The organism is Curvibacter sp. GW821-FHT09D12, assembly GCF_059416245.1.
In genome coordinates this window covers 358,701-384,089 of the sequence record NZ_JBWKOU010000002.1, presented here as the reverse complement: position 1 = coordinate 384,089, position 25,389 = coordinate 358,701, and the positions used below count along the sequence as shown (strand labels likewise).

Genomic DNA, 25,389 nt, shown 5'->3' with positions numbered 1-25,389 from the left:
GACAGGCCTCACCTGTGAAATCTGGACAGGGCACAACGTGTGAAGAATTCCCCAGTTTGCCAGACTTTTACGTCTGAAACAGGTCCAGAACAACCCGAGCGACTTCAGGGTCTCCAGCGCTTGAGCAACAGGGCATTGGTCATCACGCTGACCGAGCTCAAGGCCATGGCAGCACCGGCCACCACCGGGCTGAGGAAGCCCAATGCCGCCAGGGGCAGGCCCGCCACGTTGTAGGCAAACGCCCAGAACAGGTTCTGCCAGATCTTGGCCACCGTGCGCCGAGACACCTCCAGCGCCTGGCCGACCAGGGCCACGTCGCCACGCATCAGCGTGATGCCGGCAGCGTGCATCGCCACATCAGTCCCGGTTCCCATGGCCATGCCCACATCGGCCGCGGCCAGAGCCGGGGCATCGTTGACGCCATCGCCCACCATCAGCACCGTGGCACCCGCCTGTTTCAGATCGCGGATGTGCGCCGCCTTGTCGGCCGGCAGTACCTCGGCCACCACCTCGTCCGGGCCCAGGCCCAGGCGTTGGCCCATGGCCAGCGCCGCGACCCGGTTGTCCCCCGACAGCATCAGGATCCGCAGCCCACGATCGCGCAGCCCCGACAGGGCCTGGGCCGCACCCGGTTTGGGTTCATCGGCAAAACCCAACAAGGCGCAGGCCTCCAGCCCCTCGGGCCGGCGGCGCATCAGCACCGACACCGTCGCGCCCTGGGCTTGCAAGGCGGCCAGCGGCGCCGGCAACCAGCCGGGGGCCAGCCCCAGTTCATTCATCCAGCGCAAGCTGCCCAGCAGCCATGCCTGGCCTGCCACCTCGCCCTGGCTGCCGCGCCCGACCACCGCCTGCACCGCGTTGGCCGCCTGCAACACCAGCCCACGCTGTTGGGCCTCGGCCAACACCGCCCGGGCCAGCGGGTGCTCGCTGCCGGCCTGCAGACTGGCCGCCGCCAGCAACAAGGGCGACGGCGCCAGGCCGGGTGCGGGCTCGAACGCCAGCAAGCGCGGCTGTCCCACGGTCAGGGTGCCGGTCTTGTCGAACACCACGGTGTCGACCCGGCGAGCCAATTCCAGCGCCTGGGCATCCTTGATGAGAATGCCATGGCGTGCCGCCACCCCGGTTCCGGCCATGATGGCCGCTGGTGTGGCCAGGCCCAGCGCACAGGGGCAGGCAATCACCAGCACCGCCACCGCATGGATCAGCGCCGGCTCCAAGGCCCCGGCATGCCACCACCAGGCCCCGAGGGTGATCAGGGCCAGGCCCAGCACCACCGGCACAAACACGGCAGACACCTGGTCGGCCAGCCGCTGGATGGGCGGCTTGCCCGCCTGGGCGTCCTCCACCAGCCGGATGATGGCTGCCAGCACCGTCTCCTGACCCACGGCCGTCACCTGCATCAGCAATCGGCCTTCGCCATTGATCGAGCCGCCGGTCAGGACGGCGCCCAGCGCCTTGGGTACCGGCAAAGGCTCGCCGGTGAGCATGGATTCATCGACCTGGGACTCGCCCTCTTGCACCAGACCGTCCACGGGCAGGCGTTCGCCCGGTCGCACCACCAGCCGATCGCCTACCAGCACCTCACCCAAGGGCACGTCCACCTCGCCCTCGGCCGTCAACAAGTGGGCCTGATCGGGACGCAGGGCATGCAAGGCGCGGATCGCTGAGGTGGTCTGGCGTTTGGCGCGGGCCTCCAGCCACTTACCCAGCAGAACCAAGGTGATCACCACGGCCGAGGCCTCGAAATACAGGTGGGGCATCTGATCGGGCGGCGTGTTCAGCCACAGCCAGATCGACAGGCCATAGCCCGCGGATGTGCCCAGCGACACCAGCAGGTCCATGTTGCCCGTGCCCGCTTTCAAGGCATGCCAGCCCGCCTTGTAGAAACGGGCGCCAAGACCGAACTGCACCGGCGTGGCCAACAACCATTGCCACCAGGCCGGCAGCATCCAGTGCCGGCCCGCCAGGTCGCCCAACATGGGCACCACCAGGGGCAATGACAGCAGCAAACCCAAGGCCACCGGCCCGAAACCCGACCACGGCGACAGCTCGGCGGGATCTTCCAGGCCAGCCACCCGGGGCTCATAACCGGCGTCCCGCACCGAGCGACGCAACAGGGCTTCCGCCTGGGGGCTGGCCTGCACCACCACCCGGGCCGATTCGGTGGCCAGGTTCACGGTGGCCTGCTGGACACCAGGCACCTTGCGCAGCGCACGCTCAACCCGGCTCACGCAAGAGGCACAGGTCATGCCGCCAATGCCGATGTCCAGCGTGCAGACGTCGGTCGAAGCCGGCTCGGACCGGGGGGAAGCGTCAATCGAGGATGGAGAAGTCATGTTGGCAAGCCTAAAGCCTCCCACCATGGCAAGGTCAATGAAAAAAAAGAGCCGCCAAAATACAGCGCAAGGCTTGACCTTCCCACGGTGGCAAGCTTGATCATCACCCCCACGGTCTGAATCCAGACCCCTTCAGGAGAAAGCTCATGGAACATCAATTTCAAGTGCAGGGCATGACCTGCGGCCATTGCGAACGCGCCGTCACCCAGGCCGTCAAGGCTGTCGACCCTCTGGCCCAGGTGCAGATCGACCGCCCAAGCGGTCAGGTCACGGTACAAAGCGAAAAACCTCGCGAACCCCTGGCCGCGGCCATCGCCGAGGAAGGCTACGCCGTCGCCGCATGACACCGAGCCCACAGCGCCGCCAAGACACCGGGCCCGTGCAGATCGGGGAAGCGGCTCGCCTGGCCGGGGTGTCGGCCAAGATGGTCCGTCACTACGAATCATTGGGCCTGCTCGCTGCCGTGCAACGCACCGACAGCGGTTACCGCCTGTATGGTCAGGCCGATGTGCATCGGCTGCGCTTCATCCGGCGCAGCCGCGAGCTGGGTTTTTCGATGGCCGAGATCGCCGAACTGCTGGGCCTGTGGGGCAATCAGGAACGCACCAGCGCCAGCGTCAAACGCATCGCCCAACACCATGTGGATGAGTTGTCGCGCCGCATCGCGGCCATGCAGGCCATGCAACGCTCGCTGCAACACCTGCTGCAGTGCTGCTCGGGTGACGAACGCCCGGAATGCCCGATCCTGGACGACCTGGCGGGCCTGCATGAGGCCGAAGCCAAGCCCTGTGCGGGCTCGTGCCCATCGGTAGAACATTGACACAGATCATGTCGACGATACCCCGTGGGGTATCAAATTCAGTCTTCAACAACCCTTCTGGAGCTATTCATGACCAAGAACGTCGGCGGTATCGACCGCATCCTGCGCATTGCCGTGGGCGCCGTGCTGGTGGCCCTGGCAGCCACGGGCACCGTGGGGCTGTGGGGCTGGATCGGTGTTGTGCCGCTGGCCACCGGTCTGCTGGGCTGGTGCCCGCCTTACCAATTGCTGGGCTGGAACACCTGCGGCCTGCGCAAGGATTGAAGCGGTTTCAGCGCCACAGCGCATAGGCCACGCCGATGGCCGCCAACAGGCCCACGGCGTCGGCCACCAGGGCACACACCAGGGCATGGCGGGTGTGCCGGATGCCCACGCTGCCGAAATACACGGCCAGCACGTAGAACGTGGTTTCAGTCGATCCCTGGATGATGGCGGCCAGGCGTCCCACAAACGAATCCACGCCGTGGGTCTGCAACACGTCGACCATCAGCCCACGCGCCCCGGCACCTGAAAGCACCTTCATCAACCCCACCGGCAAGGCGGGCAGAAAAGCCGTGTCCCAACCCAGGGCCGACACGCCCTGGCCCAACCAGCCCATCAGGGCATCCATGCAGCCAGCCGCACGGAACGCCCCCACCGCCACCAGCATCGCCACCAGGTAGGGCACGATCTGCACCGCCACGCTGAAGCCTTCGCGAGCGCCTTCGATGAAGGCCTCGTAGACCGGTACCCGGCGCCAGCTGCCCACCCCAAGGAACAGCATCACCAGCGCCACAATCAGAAAAGCCCCCACCGCCCCCGTGAGGCGAGAAGCCTGCTCGGCTGGCAGGCTGGCCAGGCCGGCCACCACCGCCAGCAGGCCAGCCACCGCCGCCAGCCCGGTCAGCCAGAAACGGGGCCGCCACCAGGCCATGCGCTGGGCCACGGCCACCGCCAGCACGCCGGCCAGCAAGGACGTGAGGGTGACCACCAGGGTGGGCAAGAAAATATCGGCGGCATTGAAGGACAGCAGGCCCTGCTTCAAGGCCACGCTCTGCCGGATGGCAATCACCGAGCTCGGGATCAGCGTCAGCCCGGCGGTGTTGAGCACCACGAACATCACCTGCGCATGGCTGGCCACCTCCGGCTGGGGGTTGAGCGTCTGCAACTCCCGCATGGCCTGCAAACCCAGCGGCGTGGCGGCATTGTCCAGACCCAGCAGGTTGGCCGACAGATTGAGCGTCATCGCCCCTTGCGCCGCATGCCCGGCCGGCACCTCCGGAAACAGACGTCGCAGCAAGGGGCTGGCCAGCCGCGCCAGACTGGCCACCATGCCGGCCTTTTCGCCGACACGCATCAGGCCCAGCCACAAGGTCATGATGCCGGCCAGGCCCAGCGACAGCTCAAAGCCCGACCGGGCTGAATCAAACATCGCCCCGAGCAGGCCCGGAAAGGCCGCGGCATCCCCCCCCACCAGCCAACGCCACAGCGCGGCGGCAAAAGCCGCGCCGAACAGACTGACCCAGACAAGGTTCAAGGCCATGGGGACATTTCAGCAGATTTCAGCCGAAGTCAGCGCACTCAGAACGGCGGCGAATCGTCCTCGTCTGCCGAGGCTGCCGCACCCGGGGCCACCGGCTGCGCGGCCTGGGCCTCCGCCGGGGCCAGGCTGGGCCGCTGGGCTTCGCCCCCCAGCGCATTGATCAGGTCGGGCAACATCTGCACCAATTCACCGGTGGCGATGGCCACATCGGCGTCAAAACCACCGTCGTCGGCCGATTTACCCTCGAACACCACGTCCTGGAAACTGATTTTCTTGAGCTGCATGCCCTCGGTCAGCATGAAGGAGACCCGGTCATCCCAACTCAAGGCCAGCCGGGTGGGCAGCTTGCCCTGGGCGATGTGTTGCTTGACCTCGTCGTTGTCGAGCGGGTGGCGGGCGTAGCGCACCACCGACTTGGATTCATCTCCGGCCTTGAGCTCGCATTCCTGCTCAATGGCAAAACCGGCCGGCGGCTCCTGGGTGGTCAGCCACTCGGCCATGGCGCTCACCGGGCTGATCTGGGTGTCGAGCAGGGCCACGGCAAAACCATCGAGCGACTTGACCAGAGCGGTCACCACCTCATCGGCCCGCCCCTGGCTGCCCGCTTCGATCATCAGCAGGCGCGCCGACTGATCGATCCAGACCAACACCGAGCCCTGCTTGGAAAAGGCCATCGGCAGCAGGCTGTGCTTGATCTCTTCCTTGAGTTCCTTGGTTTCCTTCTTGCCGGGCTTGCGGCCGGTGGTCTGCTCGATCTGCTGGGCCCGTTCCTTGGCCTTGCGATTGAGCACCGAGCCGGGCACGCTTTTCACCTCGATCATGAACTTCAGGATCCACTGCCCGCCCACCGACTCCAGCAAGGGGCCGTGGGCATCGCCACGGGGTTCGACCCAGCCGACGGATTTCTCCTGGCTGGCACCGCATTCCACGTAGCGCACCTTGTCGAGCGCCGCTTCCACCTCTTCCATGGAGGCCGTCCAGCCTTCACCCAGGCGGTAAACAATCAAATTCTTGAACACTGAAATCCCTTGAATCAAAAAGGCATCCGGGAACTGTGAATTTCGACAGGTCCCCACCCCTCCATTGTGAGGGCTGGCGGGGGCCTGCAGCTTTACTTAGTCTCACCGCCCACTCATGGCCGCGAAACAGCATCCCAGCAGACTGGGAACCCTGTTGATGTGCCCCCCCGGCACGCCAGCTCCCCTGAAAGGAAAGCCATGAAATCACTGACCAAGATCGGATGGTCTGCCTACCTGCTGGTCGCCACGGCCTGCATCGGTCTGGCCCAGGCGGCCCCCACCACGGATGGGGTGACAAACACGCCCTCCCCACGCAGCATGCAGTTCAGCGACTCAGGCCACCATCGACCCGACCCGGCCCGCCGACTGGCCCGATTCGAACGCCACAGTGCCGAACTCAAGGCCCGGCTCAAATTGCGGGCCGATCAGGAAGCCGCCTGGACGGCCTTCACCAACGCGATCAAACCGCCGGCCTCCCCACCCACCCGGCCTGACCGGGCCGAATTGGCCCAGCTCAGCACGCCTGAGCGCCTGGACCGACTGGAAACCCTGCACCAGCAGCGCGCTCAAAGCATGGGCCAGCGGCACCAGGCGACCAAGGCGCTTTATGCAGCACTCGATGCCGAACAGCAAAAAGTGTTTGATGCCGAAGCCCAGCGCCTGATGGCCCCCAGGTCAGGCCCAGAACACGGCATGCACCACCCCCATCACCCAGCCTGAGAAAAGGAGGCCAGCACAACACAGGACGCCAGACCCTTCCAAGATTGATCACGCGCAACCCCCCAGCACCGTCAGGTCCTGGGGGGTTTGTTTTTTGCATTATGAAATTTACGAGTCAAAATGCCGCAGAAAACCCTGGGGATAGCGCAAGAACAACTCGGGGTTTGTCCACAGCCGCCGCGCAGCGATCCCAGTTGTCCCCGGCCAAGCCCGAAATTCCCAGGCCTCGTCCCACAACGTTTGAAGTGTGACAAGTATTTGATTTAAATAGAAAAAAGTGACTTATCCACAGAAAAGTACCTTGCTTACTACTACTACTATTTAAATAAATTAAATACAAAGAAGAAGTCAGGGACACCCGCACGGGTCCATGGAAGACGCGTTTTTCTTGAATGGGGTGCTGTGGTGAGCAACGAATCGGGCGTCTGAAAAACAAGTTCAAAGGTCTTCGGCCACCCTGACCACACAGGCCGTCCGACCTGAACAGCCTTGATGACCCGGTTGTGCGCTGCCCAGAGCACCAGAAACCCCTGTACAAGCTCTTTTTTTCCAGGTCCGGCAGGGTGACCCCTTGCATCACAGGCCAGCCTTCGCCAACTCAGGCGCTCCAAAATCGTTGAAGCAGGGCTCAGGCCACAGCAGATGGGCAAAAAAGCCCTGTCGCGCGTCCCTTCAGCCAACGGCGTTGGTTGACTGTTGTTTTATTGATCAACGCTGTTCGAGCCCTCCAAAGAGGGTCTGCACGGGACAAGTTTGGGGATAAATCCAGAACAAGCCCCTGCTTGTCCACAGGCTGGCGCATCAAGCCAAAGTTGTTGATGAAAGTGAAACACCTTGAGAGCAGAGCTGCGCACAGGCTTCAATCATCTGCAAGTTATTGTCAAAGATAGAGAAAGATGAGTTATCCACAGACTAGGACGCCCCTTACTACTACTACTATTTCAATATATTGAATACAAAGAAGAAGTCAGGGACAACTGGGTGGCCCCAAATGTGATTGAAATGCGGGTCATAAATGATTTCCGCTCTTTTCCGTCGGTCTGGAATGTAAAAATTGCCCGTTTTGGCGCTTTGAACGCGTTTTTGTCGCCAGAATCACGGTTCGCTGCTGGGTCTGTGCCCTGGCAAAACCTGTTTGTCCTCCCTTTTTTGATGCTTTTTTCTGTTCCAAACACGGATGGGTCCGGTGAACGTCGCCTGCATGGGTGGTGCTTTCACACGCCGATACCCATGCGCTGCGATGCCAACCGGTTACGGTGGACGGGCTGCGCACGTTCATGAACTGGATGGGAAACCCGGGGCAGGAGCAGGCCCGAAAGCTCAGCTTGCAGCGCTATCAAGTGCTCGACACCGAAGCCGAGGCCCCTTTTGACGAATTGACCCAGTTGGCCACCCGTTTGCTGGGGGTGTCGACGGCCTTGGTGGGCTTTCTGGATGACCCACGCTGGTGGTTCAAGTCCCGGGTGGGGTTTTCGCTGGAACAATTGCCCCTGGAGCAGTCGTTTTGCCGCGAAATGTTGTCCACAGGTCAAATGCTGACGGTGGATGACGCCAGCATCGACCCCCGTTTTGCCCAGCATCCTCTGGTGTTGGACGGGCCCCAGATCCGCGCCTATGCCGGCGTGCCTTTGATCAATGATGAAGGCCATCTGCTGGGCAGCCTGTGTGCTTTGGACTCTTCGCCACGTCAGTGGCTCGAAGCGGATCGGGTCCAACTGCGTCTGCTGGCCGATCTGGTCATGGCGCGCCTGGAATTGCGCCGTCGCCAGATCGAGCTGGCGGCGACCCATCAACGGCTGAGCCACAAGGAGCGCCTAGGGGCGGCCTGTGAACAACAGATGAACCAGTTGGCCCGTTGGATGCCGACGGCGATCTATCAATTTCGCCTGTCTTCGCCCGGTGTCGGGTCGTTTCCTTTTGCCAGCCATGCGTTCCTGGATCTGTTCGGCTTGGCGCCGGAGGTCTTGAAAGCCGACGCAGCGCCGTTTTTTGAGCAATTGCATGCCGATGACCGCGAAGCGATGAGGCAATCGGTGCTGGCTTGCGAAAAGACGCTGACGCCCTGGTCCATGGAGTTCCGCAGCCATCTGCCAGACGGCCGGCTGGAGTGGTTTCAGGGCAAGTCGAGGCCGACCATGGAGCCTGACGGCTCGGTGCTCTGGCACGGGCTTTTCATCCGAATCTCTGACCGCCGCCGTGCCGAGCAGGAACTGCGCGAGGCCGAGGCACGCTGGAAATTCGCACTCGAGGGGGCTGCTGCCGGGGTCTGGGACTGGAACATCGAAAGCAACGAGCACTATTTTTCGCCTCAGTACCGCGCCTTGTATGGCTACGGCGAGGCTGAAGCGTTGCCGGGCGATGATCCCGATGCCTGGGTGCATCCGGAAGACCTGGCCGCCCACCAGGCGGCCCGCCAGCAGCATTTCGAGGGTGTCGCCCCTTTGTTTCGCAACGAGCACCGGGCACGTTGCCGCGACGGACAATGGAAATGGATCCTCAGCCGTGGTCTGGTGGTGGCCCGGGATGCCCAGGGTTGCCCCTTGCGCATGATCGGGACCCACACCGACATCACCGAACGCAAGTTGACCGATGAGGACAACTTCCGGCGTGCCTACTATGACCCGCTGACCAGCCTGCCCAACCGGGCATTGATGGTGGCCAAGCTGTTCGAGTGGCTGCAGGCTTGCCCGCCCGAAGGGTCGGGTGCCGTCATCCATGTGGATCTTGACGGCTTCAAGCGCCTCAACCATGCGCGAGGCCATGGCCAGGGCGATGTGCTGTTGCGCAGTGTGGCGCGGCGGTTGAGTGAATCGCTGGGCCCGGACGCCATCCTGGCCCGCCTGGGAGCCGACGAGTTCGTGGTGCTGTTGCCACATCTGCCGCGTTCTGCATCGTTGCTTCCGTGGCAACAGGCTCAGGCCCTGGCCGAGCAGTTGCGGGTGGCCTTGCTGCAACCCCTGCCGCTGGGAGACCAGAGCTTCAGCGTGACCGCCAGCCTGGGCGTCACCGTGTGCCCACAACTCGATCAGGGGTCGGATCAGGGGGCCTACCCCGACGCTGAAGATGTGCTGCGCCAGGCTGACGCCGCCATGAACCATGCCAAGGCCACCGGGGCCAACCGGGTGGCCTTGTTCGAGCCCGGTATGCAGACCGAGATCGAAAAGCGGTTTTTGATCGAAGAAGACCTCAAGCACGCGCTGCAGGATCAGCAACTGTCGCTGCACGTGCAACCCCAGTTCAGCACCGGGCAGGTGGTGATCGGGGCCGAATTGTTGATCCGTTGGCAACACCCGGTGCGAGGAGCGGTGTCGCCGGTGGAGTTCATCCCTGTGGCCGAGACCTCGGGCCTGATCGTGCCCCTGGGTGAATGGGTGCTGGAGCAGGCCGTGCAGGCCTTGCTGCAGTTGCAGGCGGCCGGGCTGGCGTTTCCGTTGTCGGTGAACGTGAGCCCCAGGCAGTTCCGCCAGCCTGATTTCGTGGAGCGGGTGCGCGCCCTGTTGCAACGCAGTGGTGCCCCGGCCAACCGCCTGATCTTCGAAATCACCGAAGGCTTGCTGCTGGAGCGTTCAGACAGCGTGCAGTCACAGATGAACGAGCTGATCGCACTGGGCATCCGTTTCTCGATCGATGATTTCGGCACGGGTTTTTCCAGCCTGGGCTACCTCAAGCGGCTGCCGATCCATGAGATCAAGATCGATCGCAGTTTCATCGATGGCATTCCAGAGGATGAAGGCGATGTGGCCATCGTGCGTTCGGTGCTGTTGATGGCGCGCCAGTTCCGGCTGCAGGTGATTGCCGAAGGGGTGGAGAACGAACGCCAGGTGGCGTTCCTGTTTGCCCACGGATGCGATGGGCTGCAGGGGTATCACTTTGCGCGCCCCACCCCCTTGTTGCCCTGGCTGGCCAGCTGTACCCGGGGCGAGGCCCCGGCCTGACGCCGGGACCCGCAGGCCTGCCCTGCACTTCAGTGCATCGGCTGCAGGTTCTGGTTGCGGCTCAGGAACTGGCTCAGTTCCTGATCGGCCATCGGCTTGCCGAAGGCGTAGCCCTGGAAGGCATGGCAGTCGTGGCGTGCGAGAAAGTCTTGCTGGTCACGTGATTCGACGCCTTCTGCGATCACCGCCAGCCCCAGGCTGCGGCCCAGGTTGATGATGGTGCGCACGATGGCCGCGTCGTTGGGATCGGTGAGCACATCGCGCACGAAGGACTGGTCGATCTTGAGCTGGTCCAGCGGCAGGCGCTTGAGGTAGCTGAGGCTGGAGTAGCCGGTGCCAAAGTCGTCCAGCGAGAATCCCACCCCCAGGTTTTTCAACTGACCCATGCGTTCAATGATGGCGTCCATGTCGTCCACCAGCAGGCTTTCGGTCAGCTCCAGCTTGAGCCGGTCCGGTCGGGCTCCGTGGGCGTCCAGTGCGCTGATCACGTGTTGCACAAAATCAGGGTGTTTGAATTGGCGTGAACTGACGTTCACGGCCACGCTCAGGGACTCGGTCTCGACCTGTCCGGCCCAGCGTGCGAGCAGGCTGCAGGCCGTGTCGAGCACCCAGCGCCCGATGGGAATGATCAGCCCGGTATCTTCGGCCAGCGGGATGAACTCGGCAGGTGACACCATGCCGCGCACCGGGTGGCGCCAGCGCACCAGTGCTTCCACCCCACTGACGTGCCGGCCCTGTTCGGTCTGTGGCTGGTAGTGCAGCATCAGCTCGCCCCGGGCCAGTGCCTGGCGCAGTGCCGCTTCCAGGGTGGCGCGGGCACTGACTTCGGCCTGCATGGCCGGGTCGAAGAAGCGCAGCGTGTTGCGCCCGGCCGTCTTGGCCTGGTACATGGCCAGGTCGGCCTGCTTGAGCAGTTCGCTGATGCCGCTGTTGCCATCCATGAAGGGGGCCACGCCAATGCTGCAACTGCTTTCATGCTGTTGGCCGGCCAGCAGGAACGGCGCCGCCATGGTGGCCAGCACCTTGCCCCCGATGCGGCTGGCGTGTTCGATCACGTCCTGGTGGGCCTGGCCCAGGTTTTCCAGCATCACCACGAACTCGTCCCCACCCAGGCGGGCCACCGTGTCCGATTCACGCACGCAGGCGCTCAGGCGCCGCGCCACCTGGCGCAGCAGCTCGTCACCCTGGTCATGGCCCAAGGTGTCGTTGAGGGTTTTGAAGTTGTCCAGATCGATGAACAGCAAGGCCCCGCCTGCGCCGGTGCGTGTGCTGCTGGCGAGTGCATGCTGCAGGCGGTCCATCAACAGCTGGCGGTTGGGCAGTTCGGTCAGGGCATCGAAGAAGGCCAGGCGCTGGATCTGCTGTTCCGCCTGTTTGCGGGCCGTCACATCGGTGTTGATCGACAGAATCGCCTCAGGCGTACCGAAGGCATCGTGCACCAGGGTCCACCGGCTCTCCACGGTGAGCGAGCTGCCATCCTGGCGCTGTTGTTCAATTTCGCCGCTCCATTCGCCGTCTTGCAGCAGGTGCGCGGGATCAAGATCGAAGTGCAGGTGCTCACGTTCGATGCACAGGCCGATCTCGGGGTCCAGGGCCTGGGCGGCGGTGAAGCCGTACAGGCGTTCAGCTCCCTTGTTCCAATAGCTCAGCCCGCCATCGATGCGGCGCACGATGATGGCGTCTTGGGCCTTGTCCAGCAGCGACGCTTGATCGCGGATCTGGCTGTCTGCGGCCAAGCGGGCCAGTTCGGCGCCGGCGCGCGCGGCAAAGATGTGCAGGGCCGACACCAGAAAGCTGGTCTGGGCCAGCGGTCGCTCGAACAGGGCAAACACCAGGCCCACCGGTTCACCGGCCGCGTTGTCCAGGCGCCGGCCCACATAGGCCACCGCCGGCGCGTGCCCCGCCATGCCGGGATAGGCACAGGCCAGTTCTTTGCGCACCAATCCCATGCCGTCTTTCAGCACTTGTTCACAGGGGGTCCCGGCGAGCAGGTAATCGGCTTGGGCGATGGCCTGCCCAGCCACCTGGGCCGCAATCAGGCGCAGGCGAGCGGGTGAGTCTGCCGTGGCCGGTAGCAATCGGGCCACGAAACCGGCCTGCGCATCCAGGGCCTCGGCCATGTTGCGGGCCAGTTGATCGAAGAACGCCGTGCCGGTGCTGGCCGACACGGCCGTGGCCAGCTTCAGTACGGCATGTTGCAGGCGGTTCTGCTCTTCCTGGGCCCGCAGGTTGCTGATGCCAAAGGCCAGATCGTTGGACAGGGACTGGAGCAACTGCTCTTCGGCATGGCTGATCCGGCACGCTTCGTCCGAGTGCAGTGTCAACAGGCCCAGACGGCGAGCGCCGACGCGCAGAGGCAGGCACACCAGGCCGCGCAGCCCATGTTGCAGCGCCTTGGATCTCCAGGCCGCCCAGTCCGGGCTTTGCTGCAGATCCGCCAGGATCAACAGTCGTCCGTCGAGCAAGGCCTGGGCCATGGGGCTTGGCGGGGCATCGGCCTGGTCCAGTTGTTCCAGAAATCCACCACCCTGGCCGTATCGGGCCACGGCCCTGATCTGCTGCTGGGGCTCGTCCAGCCCCAAGTAAGTCACCCAGGCCAGGCGGTAGCCGCCGATGTCGACCAAGGTGCGGGTCACGTCCTCCAGCAGGCCCAGTTCGGTGTTGGCACGCACCAGCGCTTCGTTGCAGGCGCTGAGGGTCAGTTGGGCCCGAGTCAGGCGCTGCTGGTCGCGCGCGGCGCGTTGCCGTTCGGTCACGTCGGTGGCGATCACCAGCCGGGCCGCCTCACCGTCGAAGGTGATGGTGTTGGCTGTCACTTCCACATCCATCAGCGTGCCGTCGCGCCGGCGGTGGCAGCGTGGCGTGTTGATCTGCACGTCACCGCGCTGGATCGATGCCAGTCGCTCCTGACGCGAGGCTTCGCTGTCGTCGACCCAGAATTCGGGCGCCTTCATGTGGCGCAGTTCCTCATGGCTGTAGCCGTAGTGCGCCACCATGGCCTTGTTGGCGGCCAGCATGCGCATGTCACCGATGCTGTGCACCCACATGGGCTGTGGGTTCAGGTCGAAGAGCAATCGGTACTGGGCTTCCGAGGCCTGCAATTTGGCCCCCAGGCGCTGGCGCTGAATCACACCGCCCAGTGTCAGGACCAGGATCTGCAAGTTGGTTTCATCGCGCAGGCTGAAGGCCTCGGGTCGGCCCGAGACCACCCGGATCACCCCCAGCACCTGCTCGCCCGCCTTGAGTGGTGCCACGATCAACGAGCGCACTCCCAGTGCGCGGGCCAGCGAAACCTGGACGCGCGGGTCTTGCTCAGTGTCTTGGCAGCGCACGGTGTTGTTTTGCAGCAGCACCTGGCCTGCCAACGTGTCGTGCAGCGCGATGCGCCGGCCCACATAGGCACTCAGCGTGCCGGCGCAGGCCATGCAGACACAATCCAGCGCGTCCACCAACTCGACCGAGCTGCCTTCGGCACCGGTCAACTCGGCAGCGCGCCGGGCCATCAACTCCAGAACGCCGTCCAGGTCGAGTTCGGCGTTGGCGATCTCTTGCTGCATGCGCACGATGGCCAGCCGGGTTTCAACCTCACGTTTGCGGGCATCGATGTTCTCCAGGGCCCCCTGCACTGCCACGGTGGTGCCCTGTTCGTCGCGCACGGCTTCGCCGATCAGCCGTACCCAGATGGCCTGGCCGTCGGCGCGGCGCAGCATCAGTTCAAGCTCGAATCGGGCGCCCTCGCGCACGCAGGCCCGGTAGGCGGTGTTCAAGCGTTGCTGATCGTCGGGCAGGTAGAAGGCAAAGGCCTGTTCCGCCGTGATGGTGGTTTCGGGACTCACACCATGGATGTGGGCCACTTCGGGCGACCAGACAAACTGGCGATCCGGCAGGGTCAGGATCCACCCGCCGACTTCTGCCACCTGCCCGGCAATGCGCTGGGCCTGTCTTTGCAGTTGCTGCCATTGGCGGGCCTGGCGGTTCTGTGTCTCTGCGTCGTTCCAGCGGGATTGCTGGCGCCCGAACTCCAGCAGCAGCAAGGCTTGCGAGGCCAGGGCGTCCAGGGCTTCGCGTTGTTCGGTGTCCAGCTCTCGCGCCTGCGAATCAGCGACACACAGCATGCCCATGCGTTCGCCGTCACGGCTGCGCAGGTCCACGCCGGCCAGAAAGCACAGGCCGGGCGGCCCCTGCACCCAGGGGTGGCCGGCCCAGGCCGGGTCCTGTTGCGGAGAAAACTGGCGGATCGTCCCGTCTGCGGCCTCGGACCATGCGGCATGCAATGCACTTGTCCACCGCATGGGGCCCAGTGTGACCCCGGTGCCGGCCACGACCACGGGGACCTGGTCCTGCCACACCGCAAACCAGGCCTGGCGCGTACCGCACAAGGTGGCTGCCAGGCGCACCAGACGATCAAAGTGGGGGGCAGTGGCCAGATCGGGCAGGTGGGGGGTTGACGCTGCGGAGACCGGACGGGTGTCCGTGCTCATGACCGTGCCCGAGCGGCACATCGAAGATGGCACCGGAGACCGGTCGGCAGGGCCGGCTGCCCAGGCGAGAGGGAATAATCAATGAAGGCGCTCAAACGGACAACTCACAGCCCTTGCGAAAAAGTAAAGCAAGGAAATTGTGACCAATGGTTTCAGATGGCAGAGGGGTCGTCAATTGGGGCTCGACACAGGACTGACATTTTTGCAACGGAATCCAGCAGCAGCGTTTTTGGGGCGAGTGTGTTACATTGCGGGATCGCCCTTGGCGACTGACTGCGCCTGTTCACTGGTTGAGCGGATGCGCCCACCCCCGGCAGAGGGGGTTGTCGGTCCAGCCCTGCTTGTGGCGTGTCCGTCAGCTCACGCACCATGCGGGGCGCTGGCGGCTTTCCCCTTCTGTTGACGCTGCCACTGCTGGCGCGTTGCCGGGTTCGCGCCAGTTGTGGCCGGGTTCTCTGGTTGTTCAGGACGGGCTCCCTAGGCATTTGGGGCTGCCAGTATTTTTTGTCCGGGACCATTTGGTCACAGCTGACCCAGGTCTTTTCAACCCCTTGATGATTTTCAACTCGAACTCAACAACTGCTTCAGACCCCATTCAGATGGGCAAGTACCGAATTGCTGCCTGCGCCCGCGAACTGGAAGACGGCGCTTTTGCCTCCCAGGTTTCCATCGCCAGTGGCCGTGGCAGCGCCAGTACCGACCGGGTGATGCGTTTCACCCCCCAGTTTTCGACACGTGCCGCTGCTTCGGGCTATGCCATCGAACAGGGCATCCAATGGGTACGCGACCTTGCGCGCCCTCAACTCCTGACACCGTAATTAAAGGAAAGCACCATGGCCAAGGAAGAGCTGATTGAAATGATGGGTGTTGTGAACGAAGTGCTGCCTGACACGCGTTTCCGTGTCACGCTGGACAACGGTCACGAACTGATTGCCTATTCGGCCGGCAAGATGCGCAAGAACCACATCCGCATTCTGGCTGGCGACAAGGTGTCGCTGGAACTGTCGCCCTATGACCTGAGCAAGGGCCGCATCAAGTTCCGCCACATCGAAGGCCGTGGCCCGATGGTGCCGCGCCGTCCGCGTTGATCGCTGCCAAGGGCTGAGTCGCTTCAGCCCAAGGTCTTTCAGCGATTGAGCTGTCAGGCCATCCATGACCAGTCTGCCTTGCGTGCGGGCGTGGTTGCAAACCCCACCTGGCGTGGGGTTTCGTGTTTTCAGGGACGCTTCAGTGGCGATGCCCAGCTCAGGGCCACACCGTGGCTGAGTTCAAAAGGCAGTTCGACCGGTTGGGCTGCGGGTTCGCCGCGCAACACCAGGGTGCAGGGGCCTTCGCCGCGTGTGGTCAGGCGGTGTTTCAGTGCCTGGGCCCGTGCATTGCCCGCCTCGTCCGGGGCAGGGCTTTGCAAGCGCAACTCGGTGGCCCCCAAGAACAGGCTGATTTGCTGCACGCCTTCGTCGAGCAACACAGGGCTGGCTTGAAGATCGGGGCCCAACAAGGCCTGGTAGCGTGTCAGCGAGGTTGGCAAGGCCTGCACGGCGATGTCCAGTCTGGCCACGCCCAGGCTGCCATTGGGGTGCAAACGATCGGCTGGCAACTCGGACACCCGCAGCGCCCGCGGGCTGATGTCTCCGCACAGAAAAGGCAGGTCGGGGCTGGCATGGCGCGCAGTCTGCCAGCGCAGTTGGGCCCCGTCGGGGCGCAGGCGGGCGCCGTCAAAGGGGCCCTCCAGGCTGAGCAGGCCACGGGCGCGCGCCGCGTTCAACACCTCGGTGGTGTCGCCGGGCAGCAGGGCGAAGTCGACCAGGCCTTCGCCGGCATTTTGCAAGGTGTTGTACCAGCGCTCCTGGGGGGCTGGGCCCTCCCAGGCGATCAGTTCCAGGTAGCTGCCGTCCTGGAACACCACCAGCGCGTTGTGCGAGGTGCGTCCGTTGTGCCGCCCACCGATCAAGACCTGAAAGCCCAGCGCCCGGTAGTCGGTGATGGCCTGATCCAGCCTGTGCACGGCAATGACGATGTGATCGAGTGGCAGGGGCATGGCGGTTCTTTCTAGTCGTCGAGTTTCAGATGGGTCTGGCGCACGAACAAACCCCAGCGTTCGTATTCATCCTTCAGGTGGCGGTCGAGGGCTGGGCCGTCGGTGGCCATCACCTCAAAACCTGCCTGGCTGAGTTTCTGGTGGATGTCCGGGCTGTTGAGTGTGGCCTGAAAAGCGTCGGTCAGTTGCCGTACCGTGGCTGCGGCCGTGCCCGAGGGGGCAAAGATCCCGATCCACGAATAGGCCTCGAAGCCGGGATAGCCCGATTCGGCCACGGTGGGGACCTCGGGCAGTTCCGGCAGGCGTCGTGCCCCGGTGACGGCCAGTGCCTTGAGTTTGCCGGCTGCAATCTGACTGCGCAGCGCGGCATAGCTCAGCAGGGTCAGGCTGGTCACATCGCCGAGCACGGCCTGCACCGCCGGGCCGCCGCCGCCGAAAGGCACGTGCAGCACAAAGATGCCGGCGCGCCGCTTGAGGTCTTCCATCACCAGGTGGTTCATCGAACCCAGCCCGGTGGAGGCATAGCTGAATTTCCCGGGCGCTTTGCGGGCCGCTTCGATGAAGCCGCGCAGATCACGCGCCGGTACTGAAGCCGATGCAGCAATCACCAAAGGGAAACGCAAGGCCAGCGACACGCCCGTGAAATCCTTGAATGTGTCGTACGGCAGGCGTGGTTTGGCGATTGGGTTGATGGCATGGGTGTCGAAGCTGACCAGCAGGGTGTTGCCATCGGGGGCTGATTTGGCGACGTATTGCGTGGCCACCTGGCTGGCGGCCCCCGGGCGGTTTTCGATCACCACGGGACGGCCAAGCTTCTCGGACAGGCGCGGCTGCAGGATGCGCGCCGCGATGTCGGTGCTGCCTCCGGGTGGAAAGGTGATCACCAGCTTGAGCGGGGTGTCGCTGTCGGCTCGGGCCACGGGCGACAGCGCCAGGGCGGCTGCGCCCAGCAGGCTCAGGGCGTGGCGGCGGTGCAGAGGGAGGTCGGACATGGGCAGACTCCTGGTGGGTGGCAATGTTGGAGAGGGGTCAACCCATCCACTGGCTGACAGGTACGGCAGTGTCCTGCAATTCCTGCGAGATCACGTCGACCAGGGCGGGGCCGTCGTGCATGAGGGCGGCCTTGAGCGCGGCTTCGAGTTCGGATGGGTCTTCCACCCGCCAGGCCTTCACCCCAAAGGCTTCGGCCACGCGGGCGTGCTGGGTGCGGTTGAAGTCGACTGAAAAATAGCGCTGTTCATAGCCCGTCTTCTGGCTGGCCTTGATCCAGCCATACACCGAGTTGGAAAACACAATCATCTTCAGCGGGACGTTGCGCCGGACGATGGTCTCCAGTTCGCCGCAGGTGAAGCCGAAGCTGCCGTCACCCATGACCGACACCACCACCGAGTCAGGCTGCCCGAAGGCCGCCCCCACACCGGCTGACATCGAAAAGCCCAGCGCGCCGTGCGCCCGGTTGGTGATGAAATGCCGCCCTGCCTGGGGGGCATTGAAGTAGGCCGAAAAGTAAGGGCAAGGTGTGCCCGGATCGGCCACCACGATGGCCCGGGCCGGCAGCAGCCGGTTGAGCAGATCGACCACCCGCTCGGGCTTGATCGGGCGGTCCAGCGAAGCGGCCAGCGGGGCAAAGAAAGCCTGCTTTTCAGCCCGTGCCCGTGCGGCCAGGGCTCGGCCATCGGCCGCATCAGCCGGTCGCCGGGCGGCCCGCTGGGCCACCGCGGCTGCCAAGGCCTGCAGGCCCAGCAGGGCATCGCCCACCAGAGCGACGTCGGTGCGGTAGTTGGTGGCAATGGTCATGGGGTCCACGTCCAGGTGCACGATGGTGACGCTGCGCGGCGGCATCTGCCAGTGCTCGGTGGTGGTCGAGCCGGCGCGGCAGCCCACAAACAGCACCAGGTCGGCTTGCGCCACCACGGCGCGGGTGGCGGCCACGCCGCCGTTGGTGCCCACCACCCCGGCATTCAGGGGGTGCGTGTCGGCCAGGCTGCCCTGGCCACTCACGGTGGTGCACACCGGCGCGTTGAGGTGGGTGGCCAAGGTGGCCAGGGCCTCGCAGGCGCCAGCAATCACCACCCCGCCGCCGCAGATGATCACGGGGGAGCGAGCGGCCACCAGGCGCTCGGCCGCCTGCTCGATGGCCGCCGGATCGGGCGCGCTGCGGTAGGCCGGCACGTGGTCGTGCCCGGGCTGGGCCCAGACATCGGCAGGGTCGAGCGCATGCTTTTGCACGTCGTAAGGCAAGGCGATGTGGGCCGCCCCGGGGCGGCCCGTGGTCATGGCCCGAAAGGCGCTGCGCACCGCGCCGGGGATCTGGTCCACCCGGTCGATGGTGGTGTTCCACTTGGTCAGCGGCTTGTACAGCGCCTGCTGATCCAATTCGGTCAGCGGAAACTTGCCACGGGCCCCCACCGACACATCGGAGGTGATGCCCAGCACCGGCACCGACGACTCATTCGCTTCCACCAGGCCCGGCAACAGGTAAGTGGCGCCGCCGCCACTGGGGCCTTCGCACACGCCCACCTTGCCAGTCACCCGGGCATAGCCGTCGGCCATGTAGCCGGCACTGCGTTCGTCGCGCGTCAGGATGTGGTCGATGCCGTGGTCCAACCGGGCCATCGCGTCATAGAAAGGCAGGCTGGTATCACCGCACAGGCCGAAGATGTGCTTCACCCCATTGAGTTGCAGCATGCGCACCAGGCCGTCGGCGCCGTTGAAAGAAGAGCTCATGGACCATCCATTGCGTGAAAGTGGGGCTGCTGCCAGCAGCGGGTTGGCCTCGAAAGGCATGTTTCGATTTAAGTATACTTAAATCAGGCGACGCGTCCAGAGGCACAATCCAGACCCATGAAAGCCCCCATTTCCTCGATCCGGCGCGAACGCGGCAGCGGTGTGTTCAATACCTTGCGTGAGATGGCCATCAGCTGCCAGCTCAAGCCGGGCGAACGCTTGAGCGAGATTGAACTGGCGGCCCGCCTGGGTGTCAGCCGAACCCCCGTGCGCGAGGCACTCAACCGGCTGGTGACCGAGGGGTTTCTGCAGCCCTGCTCGCGGGGTTTCATGCGGCGCCCGCTGGATGTGCAGGAGACGCTCGATCTGTACGAGGCGCGGGTGGCGGTGGAACGCGAATGCCTGCGCCTGGCCCTGTTGCGTGGCACCCCCGAGCAACTGGATGAAACACAGGCTTTTTTGAGCCACAGCCGTGGCGTGCCTGCCGATACGCCCATGGCTGAGTTGGTTGCCCTCGACGAAGCTTTTCACCAGCGTCTTGCCGCCATGTCGGGCAACGCTGAGTTGCAGCGCATGCTGGCGAGCCTGAACGACCGCATCCGTTTCATCCGTTGGATTGACATGGAGCACGTGGGCCGTGACTCCACCCAGCAAGAGCATCAGGCCATCCTGGAGGCCTTGCGCCGTCGCGATGCGGCGGCGGCCGAACAAGGCTTGAGCGAGCACATTGCCCTGCGCCGTGACCAGATTGCCGAGGCCATCCGCCTGGCGCTGGCCCGTCTCGAAGCCGCCTGATGCAAGGCCGGCGGCACCGGCTCAGTCGCTGAACCACACCCCTTTGGCGATGGCTGCGGCATTGATGCCGCCATAGGCAGCCAAGGCCAAAGCCTGGGCCGCAAACACCCCGGCCAGCCCCCAGCCGGCGCGCCAGGCCAACCAGCCGCCCGCCGCTGCAATCACCAGCCGGGCGATGTTGCCCAGCACCGGCCACAGCAGGCGCCCCGCCCCTTGCGAAGCAAAGTACAGGATCAGACCCAGGCCGAACAGCCCATACACCGGCCCCACGATGCGCAGGTATTGCGCCCCCACCGCCTGCATGCCGGCATCGCTGTCGAACAGCGACAACCAGGCGTGTGGAAAGGCCGCCGCTGCCAGCCCGATCAGCTCGCACAGGGTCACCGCCATGGCCGCCCCGATCCAGGTGGCGCGCAAGGCCCGGTCACGCCGCCCTGCCCCCACCGCTGTCCCCACCATGGCCACCAGCGGCCCCCCGAAGCCAAACACCAGCGGGACCAGCAGGTACTCCAGCCGCGATGCCGTGCCATAGCCGGCAATGGCCTCAGGCCCGAAGCGCCCGGCCAACCCGGTGGCTATCGCGATGGCCACATTGGTCGCCACCGTTGAGATTGCACCGGCCAGGCCCACGCGCAAGATGTCACTGAACAAAGGCCAGCGCAGTCTCGCATCGGCCCAGGTGGGGCGCAGCAGGCTGCGGGGCGACAGCAACCACAGACCCAGCGCCACCGAGCCGCCTGCGTAATACAGCAGCAGAGCCAGGGCGCCGCCGGCAATGCCCATGGCCGGCACCGGGCCCCAGCCGAAAATCAGCAGCGGTGACACCGGCAGCAGCAGCAGCGTGCCCACGCTGATCACCTGAGCCGGCAGGGCCATGTTGCCGGTGCCCCGGATCACCGAGGCCAGCGAGTTGAACAACCACACCAGCACGGCGCCGGCAAACACCCAGTTCGAGTAGGTCAGCGCGGCTTGAAGCGACCCTCCCTGTCCGCCCATGACGGCATACAGGGGGGCTCCACCCAGCAGCGCCGCCGCCGTGAAGGCCAGGCCGAACAGGCCCGACAACACCAGCGCATGAAACACCAGCGCGTGGGCATCGTGGCGCCGATGGGCGCCCAGCGCCCGGGCAATGGCCGAGGCAATGCCCCCGCCCATGGCGCCGGCCGACATCATCTGCATCAACATCACCACCGGAAACACCAGCGCCATGCCCGCCAGCGCATCGGTGCCCAGCCGGCCCACAAACCAGGTTTCGATCAGTCCAGCGGCGGCCTGGGCCACCATCACGACCACATTGGGAGCGGCCAGGCGCAGCAAGGTGGGCGCGATCGGCCCTTCCAGCAGCAGCCGGGTGCGCGGGTCCATGGCTGGGGGCTGGGTGGGAGCCGCCGTAGCGGCGGTGGTGGCGGTGGCCAGGGCAGGTCTGGGATGCATGGTGTCTCGATGGCCAACGGACCGAAGGGCCTTGGCTTAAATAGATGTATATGCATCAATTATGGGTGACTTGTCCATTTCCTGCTGGCGCGCGCAAGACACGGGTCCGCGCGCGCCGGATCAGGGGGGCTTGGACGGCAGGCCGATCAGCCTGGGGCGGCTGCAGAGTCGACCTTGTGCAGAAAGGCCAGCGTCACGCGTGGGCTGGCGTTGAGCAGCTTGGCCAGTTCCTCGATGTCGCTGCCCAGAGCCGGGTTGTCCCAGCCTTTCATGGTGTGGCGGGCCAGGCGTGAGGCCAGCACCACGTTCTGCACACTGGGGTGATCGGCATGCTTGCCGTCACTGATGCGGATCAGCAGCCGGGGCAGGTGCCACAGGCGCAGCAGCGCCTGACGCAGGTCGTCGAGTTCGACATTGAGCAGGCTGCGCTGCGCCAGCACGCTGCGCAGACCCGGGTCGCGTTGCTGGGCATGGCGCACCTGCAGCATCAGGTCAGGCGCATGGCACCACATCAGCAACTCTGCGAAGTCGTGCAGAAAGGCGGCCTCGTGGATCATGTCGATGTCGGTGTCACTGCGGTGCACCGCAAAAGCCATGGCGAAATGGGCCGCGCGCTCGCTGCGTTGCAGCACCTCGTACAGGGCCTCCAGTGCCTCGGGCTGTTCACGCAGGCGATCCTCGACCGTGGGTTGTGGCCCGAATCGGTTGAAGAACGGCGTGATGCCTGTCATGACCAGCGCACTGGTGATGCTCTCGGTTTCCGTGTCGTCTTCATCGCGGCGAAGTGTCGCCACATGGGCCATGAACTTCACCGTCATCAAGGGGTCGGTGCGCAGCACCGGCCCCAGGTCGCCAGGCCCGATGTCGTCCTCGCGGGCACGCAGTTCCTCCAAGGCCTGGGCCGTGCTGGCCAGCACCGGAATTTCGGCCCGCATGAAGTGCCGTACCCAGGTGCGCAGGTCGCGCAAAGGCCACTTCAGGAACACGGGGGCCGGCGTTTCATCGCTGGCGTGGGGGGCGGTGATGTCCATCGGTGGATTGGGCAGGGGAGAGTCCGGCTAGTGTCATTTTGTGACTGCCGCAGGTCAAGGTCTTCGTGGGACCGTGCTTACCCTGGCCTCCCGTGTTCGACGGCCCGGGTTGTCAGACCCGGGCTTGCATGGGTTGCCAGCGCCAGCCGGCCTCTTCCTGAGCCGCCCCATCGATCACAAAGCCCAGCTTTTCGTAGGCCGCCACCGCATTGAGCGAGGCATTCACCGTGAACGGTGCCGTGTCGGCCTGCTGCTGGAGTGCGTGTTCGCGCGCCACCTGCCACAGGGCACGAGCGATGCCCCGGCCTTGCCAGCGTGGGCGCACGAACAGGTACTGCACCTTGCGCACGCCCTGCAGGGCGATCACGCCGCAGGGGTCGCCGCCTTCGGCGTCCAGCGCCACCCAGAACGGCTGCTGTCTATCGTCCAGGCGCTGGCGCAGCCCGGCCCGCGCGTAGCTCGCCAGCACCCGATCACGGGCACTGGCTTCCAGCGTGGGCCAGATCGAGCGGATGGTGGCAGCCACCATCAGGGCCTGGATCGCATCGGTGTCACCCGGGCCCGCGGGCCGGATGGGCCAGGCCAAGGCACTCTGTGGCTCGCGCGCGCTCATGCGTCCACCTTGGCATTCGTTTCGGCATCCCGCGCCGGGCGACGCTCCTGCAAGCGGTTGGCCACGCTGATCACGGCCTGGATCGAGGCGGTCACGATGTTGTGGCTCATGCCCACACCAAAGCCGCTGCCGGCCACGCCTTCGAGTGCGGCCTCGACGATGGCCAACGCCTGGGCATCGGCACCGCTGCCGGTGGCGCGTTCTTCGTAGCTGTCCACCCGCATCGGCAGACCCAAGGCATCCACGGTGGCGGCAATCGGGCCGTTGCCCTGACCAGACAGGCGTTGGCGCACGCCCTGGATGCTCAGGTCCAGCTCGATGCCCTGGCCGCTGCTGTCCAGAGTGTGGCCGTGGTACTGGATGGCATCGGTGCCGCTGCTGCTGCCGCGCAGATAGGTGTGACGGAACAAGGTCCAGATGTCTTCGCCATTGATCTCGGTTTCGCTGGCATCGGTCTGGCGTTGCACCACCGCGCTGAACTCGACCTGCATGCGGCGCGGCATCACCACGCCACGCTCGCGCTCCAGCAAGAAGGCGATACCGCCCTTGCCCGATTGGCTGTTCACCCGGATCACGCTGTCATAGGTGCGGCCGAGGTCGGCCGGGTCGATCGGCAAGTAAGGGACCTCCCACAGGCCGTTCGGGTCCTGGGCGGCAAAACCCTTCTTGATCGCATCCTGGTGCGAGCCCGAAAACGCCGTGAAGACCAGGTCGCCTGCATAGGGGTGGCGGGGGTGCACCGGGATCGAGGTGCACTCTTCGGCCACACGGGCCACGGCGGTAATGTCCGAAAAATCGAGCTGAGGGTGTACGCCCTGGGTGTACAGATTGAGCGCCAGCGTCACGATGTCCACATTGCCGCAGCGCTCGCCGTTGCCGAACAGGCAGCCTTCCACCCGGTCGGCGCCCGCCATCATGGCGAACTCGGCCGCCGCCACGCCTGTGCCCCGGTCGTTGTGCGGGTGCACCGACAACACAATGTGCTCACGTGGCACCAGGTGGCGGTGCATCCATTCAATCTGGTCGGCAAACACGTTGGCGGTGGCGTTCTCCACGGTGGTGGGCAGGTTGATGATCACCTCCCGGCCCGGGCCCGCGCCCCAGGTGTTGATGGCCGTGTGGCAGGCCTGGAGCGACACTTCAAGCTCGGTGGCGCTGAAGGTCTCGGGCGAGTACTGCAAGGTCCAGCGGGTGTCGGGCTGCGCGTCGGTGAGCTGCTTGAGGTAGCCCACGTGGTGGGCAATCAGGCCCATCACCTGCGGCACGCTCATGCCGAACACGATGCGGCGCCAGGCGGGTGCGGTGGCGTTGTACAGGTGCACGATGGCACGTGGGGCGCCTTTCACGGCCAGCACCGTGCGGGCAATCAGGTCTTCGCGCGACTGGGTCATGACCATGATGGTCACGTCATCGGGAATCAGCTTTTCCTCGATGAGCTTGCGCACAAAGTCAAAGTCGGTCTGCGAGGCGGCTGGGAAGCCCACCTCGATCTGCTTGAAGCCGATGCGCACCAACTCCATGAACAGACTCATCTTGCGCTCGGCGTTCATCGGCTCGAACAAGGCCTGGTTGCCATCGCGCAAGTCGGTGGACAACCACAAGGGGGCCTGGGTGATGGTGCGCGAGGGCCACTGGCGATCAGCGAGGGCGATCGGGGCAAAAGGGGCGTACTTGGCAGACGGGTTGGCAATCATGTCGGGCTCCACGAACAGTTGGCGGCGCCGGGGTGTCCGGGCGCGGCCGCAAGGGTCGAAACAAAGAAAACTAAGAGAAGGCGACGACATCCCCTGCAGCCCTTTGCGCTAGGCAAAGGCTGGTTCGTGGGCCGGGGTCAGGGGGAAGTCTTGGAAGAGCGCGAAGCTCAGGACACGAACGCGAGCAGACCCCGGCCGAGCACTAGGCTTAGCGTCAGGGTGGT

At 64.9% G+C, this 25,389-nt stretch carries 20 protein-coding genes; 8 read left to right on the top strand and 12 right to left on the bottom strand.

All coding sequences use genetic code 11. The features are described 5' to 3' along the window. Positions 1–104: 104 nt before the first annotated feature. Positions 105–2,336 carry a heavy metal translocating P-type ATPase gene (locus tag AC07PT_RS04235; protein ID WP_494655877.1) on the bottom strand — a complete coding sequence of 744 codons (2,232 nt, stop codon included), beginning with the start codon at positions 2,334–2,336 and terminating at the stop codon, positions 105–107. 146 nt (positions 2,337–2,482) lie between these two features. Between AC07PT_RS04235 and AC07PT_RS04230 the strand changes: the two genes are divergently transcribed. The 3 genes from AC07PT_RS04230 to AC07PT_RS04220 all read left to right on the top strand — a co-directional run bounded on the left by AC07PT_RS04230 (position 2,483) and on the right by AC07PT_RS04220 (position 3,420). Then, on the top strand, positions 2,483–2,680 hold the full coding sequence (locus AC07PT_RS04230; RefSeq protein ID WP_492349474.1) for a heavy-metal-associated domain-containing protein: 198 nt from the start codon (positions 2,483–2,485) through the stop codon (positions 2,678–2,680). Further along, entirely contained in the window at positions 2,677–3,156 is a 480-nt protein-coding gene (gene cueR / locus AC07PT_RS04225; protein WP_494655876.1) for a Cu(I)-responsive transcriptional regulator, read from the top strand. Before AC07PT_RS04230 ends, cueR begins: the two co-directional genes overlap by 4 nt. Before the next feature lie 69 nt (positions 3,157–3,225). Next, positions 3,226–3,420: a YgaP family membrane protein gene (locus AC07PT_RS04220; protein WP_492349472.1), complete on the top strand. Its 195-nt coding sequence runs from the start codon at positions 3,226–3,228 to the stop codon at positions 3,418–3,420. 7 nt (positions 3,421–3,427) lie between these two features. Here AC07PT_RS04220 and AC07PT_RS04215 read toward each other — a convergent pair whose 3' ends face one another. Together AC07PT_RS04215 and AC07PT_RS04210 are read right to left on the bottom strand one after the other, a co-directional pair. Continuing rightward, on the bottom strand, positions 3,428–4,678 hold the full coding sequence (locus AC07PT_RS04215; protein WP_494655875.1) for a nucleoside recognition domain-containing protein: 1,251 nt from the start codon (positions 4,676–4,678) through the stop codon (positions 3,428–3,430). Between the two features lie 38 nt (positions 4,679–4,716). Beyond that, on the bottom strand, positions 4,717–5,697 hold the full coding sequence (locus AC07PT_RS04210; RefSeq protein WP_492349470.1) for a recombination-associated protein RdgC: 981 nt from the start codon (positions 5,695–5,697) through the stop codon (positions 4,717–4,719). 198 nt (positions 5,698–5,895) lie between these two features. On the opposite strand from AC07PT_RS04210, the gene AC07PT_RS04205 reads away from it, so the two are divergent. Then, complete coding sequence (locus AC07PT_RS04205; protein ID WP_494655874.1) at positions 5,896–6,417, top strand: Spy/CpxP family protein refolding chaperone; 522 nt, start codon at positions 5,896–5,898, stop codon at positions 6,415–6,417. Positions 6,418–7,426: 1,009 nt separating this feature from the next. Here the strand turns inward: AC07PT_RS04205 and AC07PT_RS04200 are convergent. After that, the gene (locus tag AC07PT_RS04200; RefSeq protein ID WP_494655873.1) at positions 7,427–7,696 is read right to left on the bottom strand and encodes a hypothetical protein; all 270 of its coding nucleotides are present in this window, start codon (positions 7,694–7,696) and stop codon (positions 7,427–7,429) included. On the opposite strand from AC07PT_RS04200, the gene AC07PT_RS04195 reads away from it, so the two are divergent. Further along, positions 7,695–10,352: a sensor domain-containing phosphodiesterase gene (locus AC07PT_RS04195; protein WP_494655872.1), complete on the top strand. Its 2,658-nt coding sequence runs from the start codon at positions 7,695–7,697 to the stop codon at positions 10,350–10,352. The two genes, AC07PT_RS04200 and AC07PT_RS04195, sit on opposite strands and share 2 nt — an antisense overlap. A 29-nt stretch (positions 10,353–10,381) precedes the next feature. Here AC07PT_RS04195 and AC07PT_RS04190 read toward each other — a convergent pair whose 3' ends face one another. Beyond that, positions 10,382–14,833, bottom strand: coding sequence for an EAL domain-containing protein (locus tag AC07PT_RS04190; protein WP_492349467.1), 4,452 nt, complete (start codon positions 14,831–14,833; stop codon positions 10,382–10,384). Positions 14,834–15,432: 599 nt separating this feature from the next. Between AC07PT_RS04190 and AC07PT_RS04185 the strand changes: the two genes are divergently transcribed. Together AC07PT_RS04185 and infA are read left to right on the top strand one after the other, a co-directional pair. Continuing rightward, positions 15,433–15,651, top strand: a complete 219-nt coding sequence (locus tag AC07PT_RS04185) for a DUF6566 family protein (protein ID WP_027474877.1) — start codon at positions 15,433–15,435, stop codon at positions 15,649–15,651. Positions 15,652–15,666: 15 nt separating this feature from the next. Then, the gene (gene infA / locus AC07PT_RS04180) at positions 15,667–15,921 is read left to right on the top strand and encodes a translation initiation factor IF-1 (RefSeq protein WP_019573714.1); all 255 of its coding nucleotides are present in this window, start codon (positions 15,667–15,669) and stop codon (positions 15,919–15,921) included. A gap of 128 nt (positions 15,922–16,049) precedes the next feature. On the opposite strand, the gene AC07PT_RS04175 is transcribed toward infA, so the two are convergent. The 3 genes from AC07PT_RS04175 to AC07PT_RS04165 are packed head-to-tail and all read right to left on the bottom strand — an operon-like array spanning position 16,050 to position 19,598. After that, the gene (locus AC07PT_RS04175) at positions 16,050–16,871 is read right to left on the bottom strand and encodes a VOC family protein (protein ID WP_494655871.1); all 822 of its coding nucleotides are present in this window, start codon (positions 16,869–16,871) and stop codon (positions 16,050–16,052) included. 11 nt (positions 16,872–16,882) lie between these two features. Beyond that, complete coding sequence (locus AC07PT_RS04170) at positions 16,883–17,863, bottom strand: tripartite tricarboxylate transporter substrate binding protein (RefSeq protein ID WP_494655870.1); 981 nt, start codon at positions 17,861–17,863, stop codon at positions 16,883–16,885. A 37-nt stretch (positions 17,864–17,900) separates the two neighbouring features. After that, a complete protein-coding gene (locus AC07PT_RS04165; protein ID WP_494655869.1) occupies positions 17,901–19,598 on the bottom strand; it encodes a thiamine pyrophosphate-binding protein in 1,698 nt (565 codons plus the stop codon). A gap of 117 nt (positions 19,599–19,715) precedes the next feature. Between AC07PT_RS04165 and AC07PT_RS04160 the strand changes: the two genes are divergently transcribed. Next, on the top strand, positions 19,716–20,393 hold the full coding sequence (locus AC07PT_RS04160; RefSeq protein WP_492349463.1) for a GntR family transcriptional regulator: 678 nt from the start codon (positions 19,716–19,718) through the stop codon (positions 20,391–20,393). Positions 20,394–20,414: 21 nt separating this feature from the next. On the opposite strand, the gene AC07PT_RS04155 is transcribed toward AC07PT_RS04160, so the two are convergent. From AC07PT_RS04155 to leuA, 4 genes are all read right to left on the bottom strand, one after another. Continuing rightward, on the bottom strand, positions 20,415–21,758 hold the full coding sequence (locus tag AC07PT_RS04155; protein ID WP_494655964.1) for an MATE family efflux transporter: 1,344 nt from the start codon (positions 21,756–21,758) through the stop codon (positions 20,415–20,417). Between the two features lie 215 nt (positions 21,759–21,973). Beyond that, positions 21,974–22,858: an HDOD domain-containing protein gene (locus tag AC07PT_RS04150; protein ID WP_494655868.1), complete on the bottom strand. Its 885-nt coding sequence runs from the start codon at positions 22,856–22,858 to the stop codon at positions 21,974–21,976. 112 nt (positions 22,859–22,970) lie between these two features. Continuing rightward, the gene (locus AC07PT_RS04145; protein WP_494655867.1) at positions 22,971–23,471 is read right to left on the bottom strand and encodes a GNAT family N-acetyltransferase; all 501 of its coding nucleotides are present in this window, start codon (positions 23,469–23,471) and stop codon (positions 22,971–22,973) included. Further along, positions 23,468–25,165: a 2-isopropylmalate synthase gene (leuA, locus tag AC07PT_RS04140; protein WP_494655866.1), complete on the bottom strand. Its 1,698-nt coding sequence runs from the start codon at positions 25,163–25,165 to the stop codon at positions 23,468–23,470. Before leuA ends, AC07PT_RS04145 begins: the two co-directional genes overlap by 4 nt. Between the last annotated feature and the right edge of the window lie 224 nt (positions 25,166–25,389).

Excerpts from the sequence above, each read along its gene's own strand:
- AC07PT_RS04160 (WP_492349463.1), top strand. The coding sequence starts at position 19,716 with ATGAAAGCCCCCATTTCCTCGATCCGGCGCGAACGCGGCAGCGGTGTG.
- AC07PT_RS04155 (WP_494655964.1), bottom strand. The coding sequence starts at position 21,758 with ATGGACCCGCGCACCCGGCTGCTGCTGGAAGGGCCGATCGCGCCCACC.
- infA (WP_019573714.1), top strand. The coding sequence starts at position 15,667 with ATGGCCAAGGAAGAGCTGATTGAAATGATGGGTGTTGTGAACGAAGTG.
- AC07PT_RS04230 (WP_492349474.1), top strand. The coding sequence starts at position 2,483 with ATGGAACATCAATTTCAAGTGCAGGGCATGACCTGCGGCCATTGCGAA.
- AC07PT_RS04150 (WP_494655868.1), bottom strand. The coding sequence starts at position 22,858 with ATGGACATCACCGCCCCCCACGCCAGCGATGAAACGCCGGCCCCCGTG.
- AC07PT_RS04220 (WP_492349472.1), top strand. The coding sequence starts at position 3,226 with ATGACCAAGAACGTCGGCGGTATCGACCGCATCCTGCGCATTGCCGTG.
- leuA (WP_494655866.1), bottom strand. The coding sequence starts at position 25,165 with ATGATTGCCAACCCGTCTGCCAAGTACGCCCCTTTTGCCCCGATCGCC.
- AC07PT_RS04170 (WP_494655870.1), bottom strand. The coding sequence starts at position 17,863 with ATGTCCGACCTCCCTCTGCACCGCCGCCACGCCCTGAGCCTGCTGGGC.
- AC07PT_RS04200 (WP_494655873.1), bottom strand. The coding sequence starts at position 7,696 with ATGAACGTGCGCAGCCCGTCCACCGTAACCGGTTGGCATCGCAGCGCA.
- AC07PT_RS04165 (WP_494655869.1), bottom strand. The coding sequence starts at position 19,598 with ATGAGCTCTTCTTTCAACGGCGCCGACGGCCTGGTGCGCATGCTGCAA.
- AC07PT_RS04175 (WP_494655871.1), bottom strand. The coding sequence starts at position 16,871 with ATGCCCCTGCCACTCGATCACATCGTCATTGCCGTGCACAGGCTGGAT.
- AC07PT_RS04190 (WP_492349467.1), bottom strand. The coding sequence starts at position 14,833 with ATGAGCACGGACACCCGTCCGGTCTCCGCAGCGTCAACCCCCCACCTG.
- AC07PT_RS04205 (WP_494655874.1), top strand. The coding sequence starts at position 5,896 with ATGAAATCACTGACCAAGATCGGATGGTCTGCCTACCTGCTGGTCGCC.
- AC07PT_RS04235 (WP_494655877.1), bottom strand. The coding sequence starts at position 2,336 with ATGACTTCTCCATCCTCGATTGACGCTTCCCCCCGGTCCGAGCCGGCT.
- cueR (WP_494655876.1), top strand. The coding sequence starts at position 2,677 with ATGACACCGAGCCCACAGCGCCGCCAAGACACCGGGCCCGTGCAGATC.
- AC07PT_RS04185 (WP_027474877.1), top strand. The coding sequence starts at position 15,433 with ATGGGCAAGTACCGAATTGCTGCCTGCGCCCGCGAACTGGAAGACGGC.
- AC07PT_RS04145 (WP_494655867.1), bottom strand. The coding sequence starts at position 23,471 with ATGAGCGCGCGCGAGCCACAGAGTGCCTTGGCCTGGCCCATCCGGCCC.
- AC07PT_RS04195 (WP_494655872.1), top strand. The coding sequence starts at position 7,695 with ATGAACTGGATGGGAAACCCGGGGCAGGAGCAGGCCCGAAAGCTCAGC.
- AC07PT_RS04215 (WP_494655875.1), bottom strand. The coding sequence starts at position 4,678 with ATGGCCTTGAACCTTGTCTGGGTCAGTCTGTTCGGCGCGGCTTTTGCC.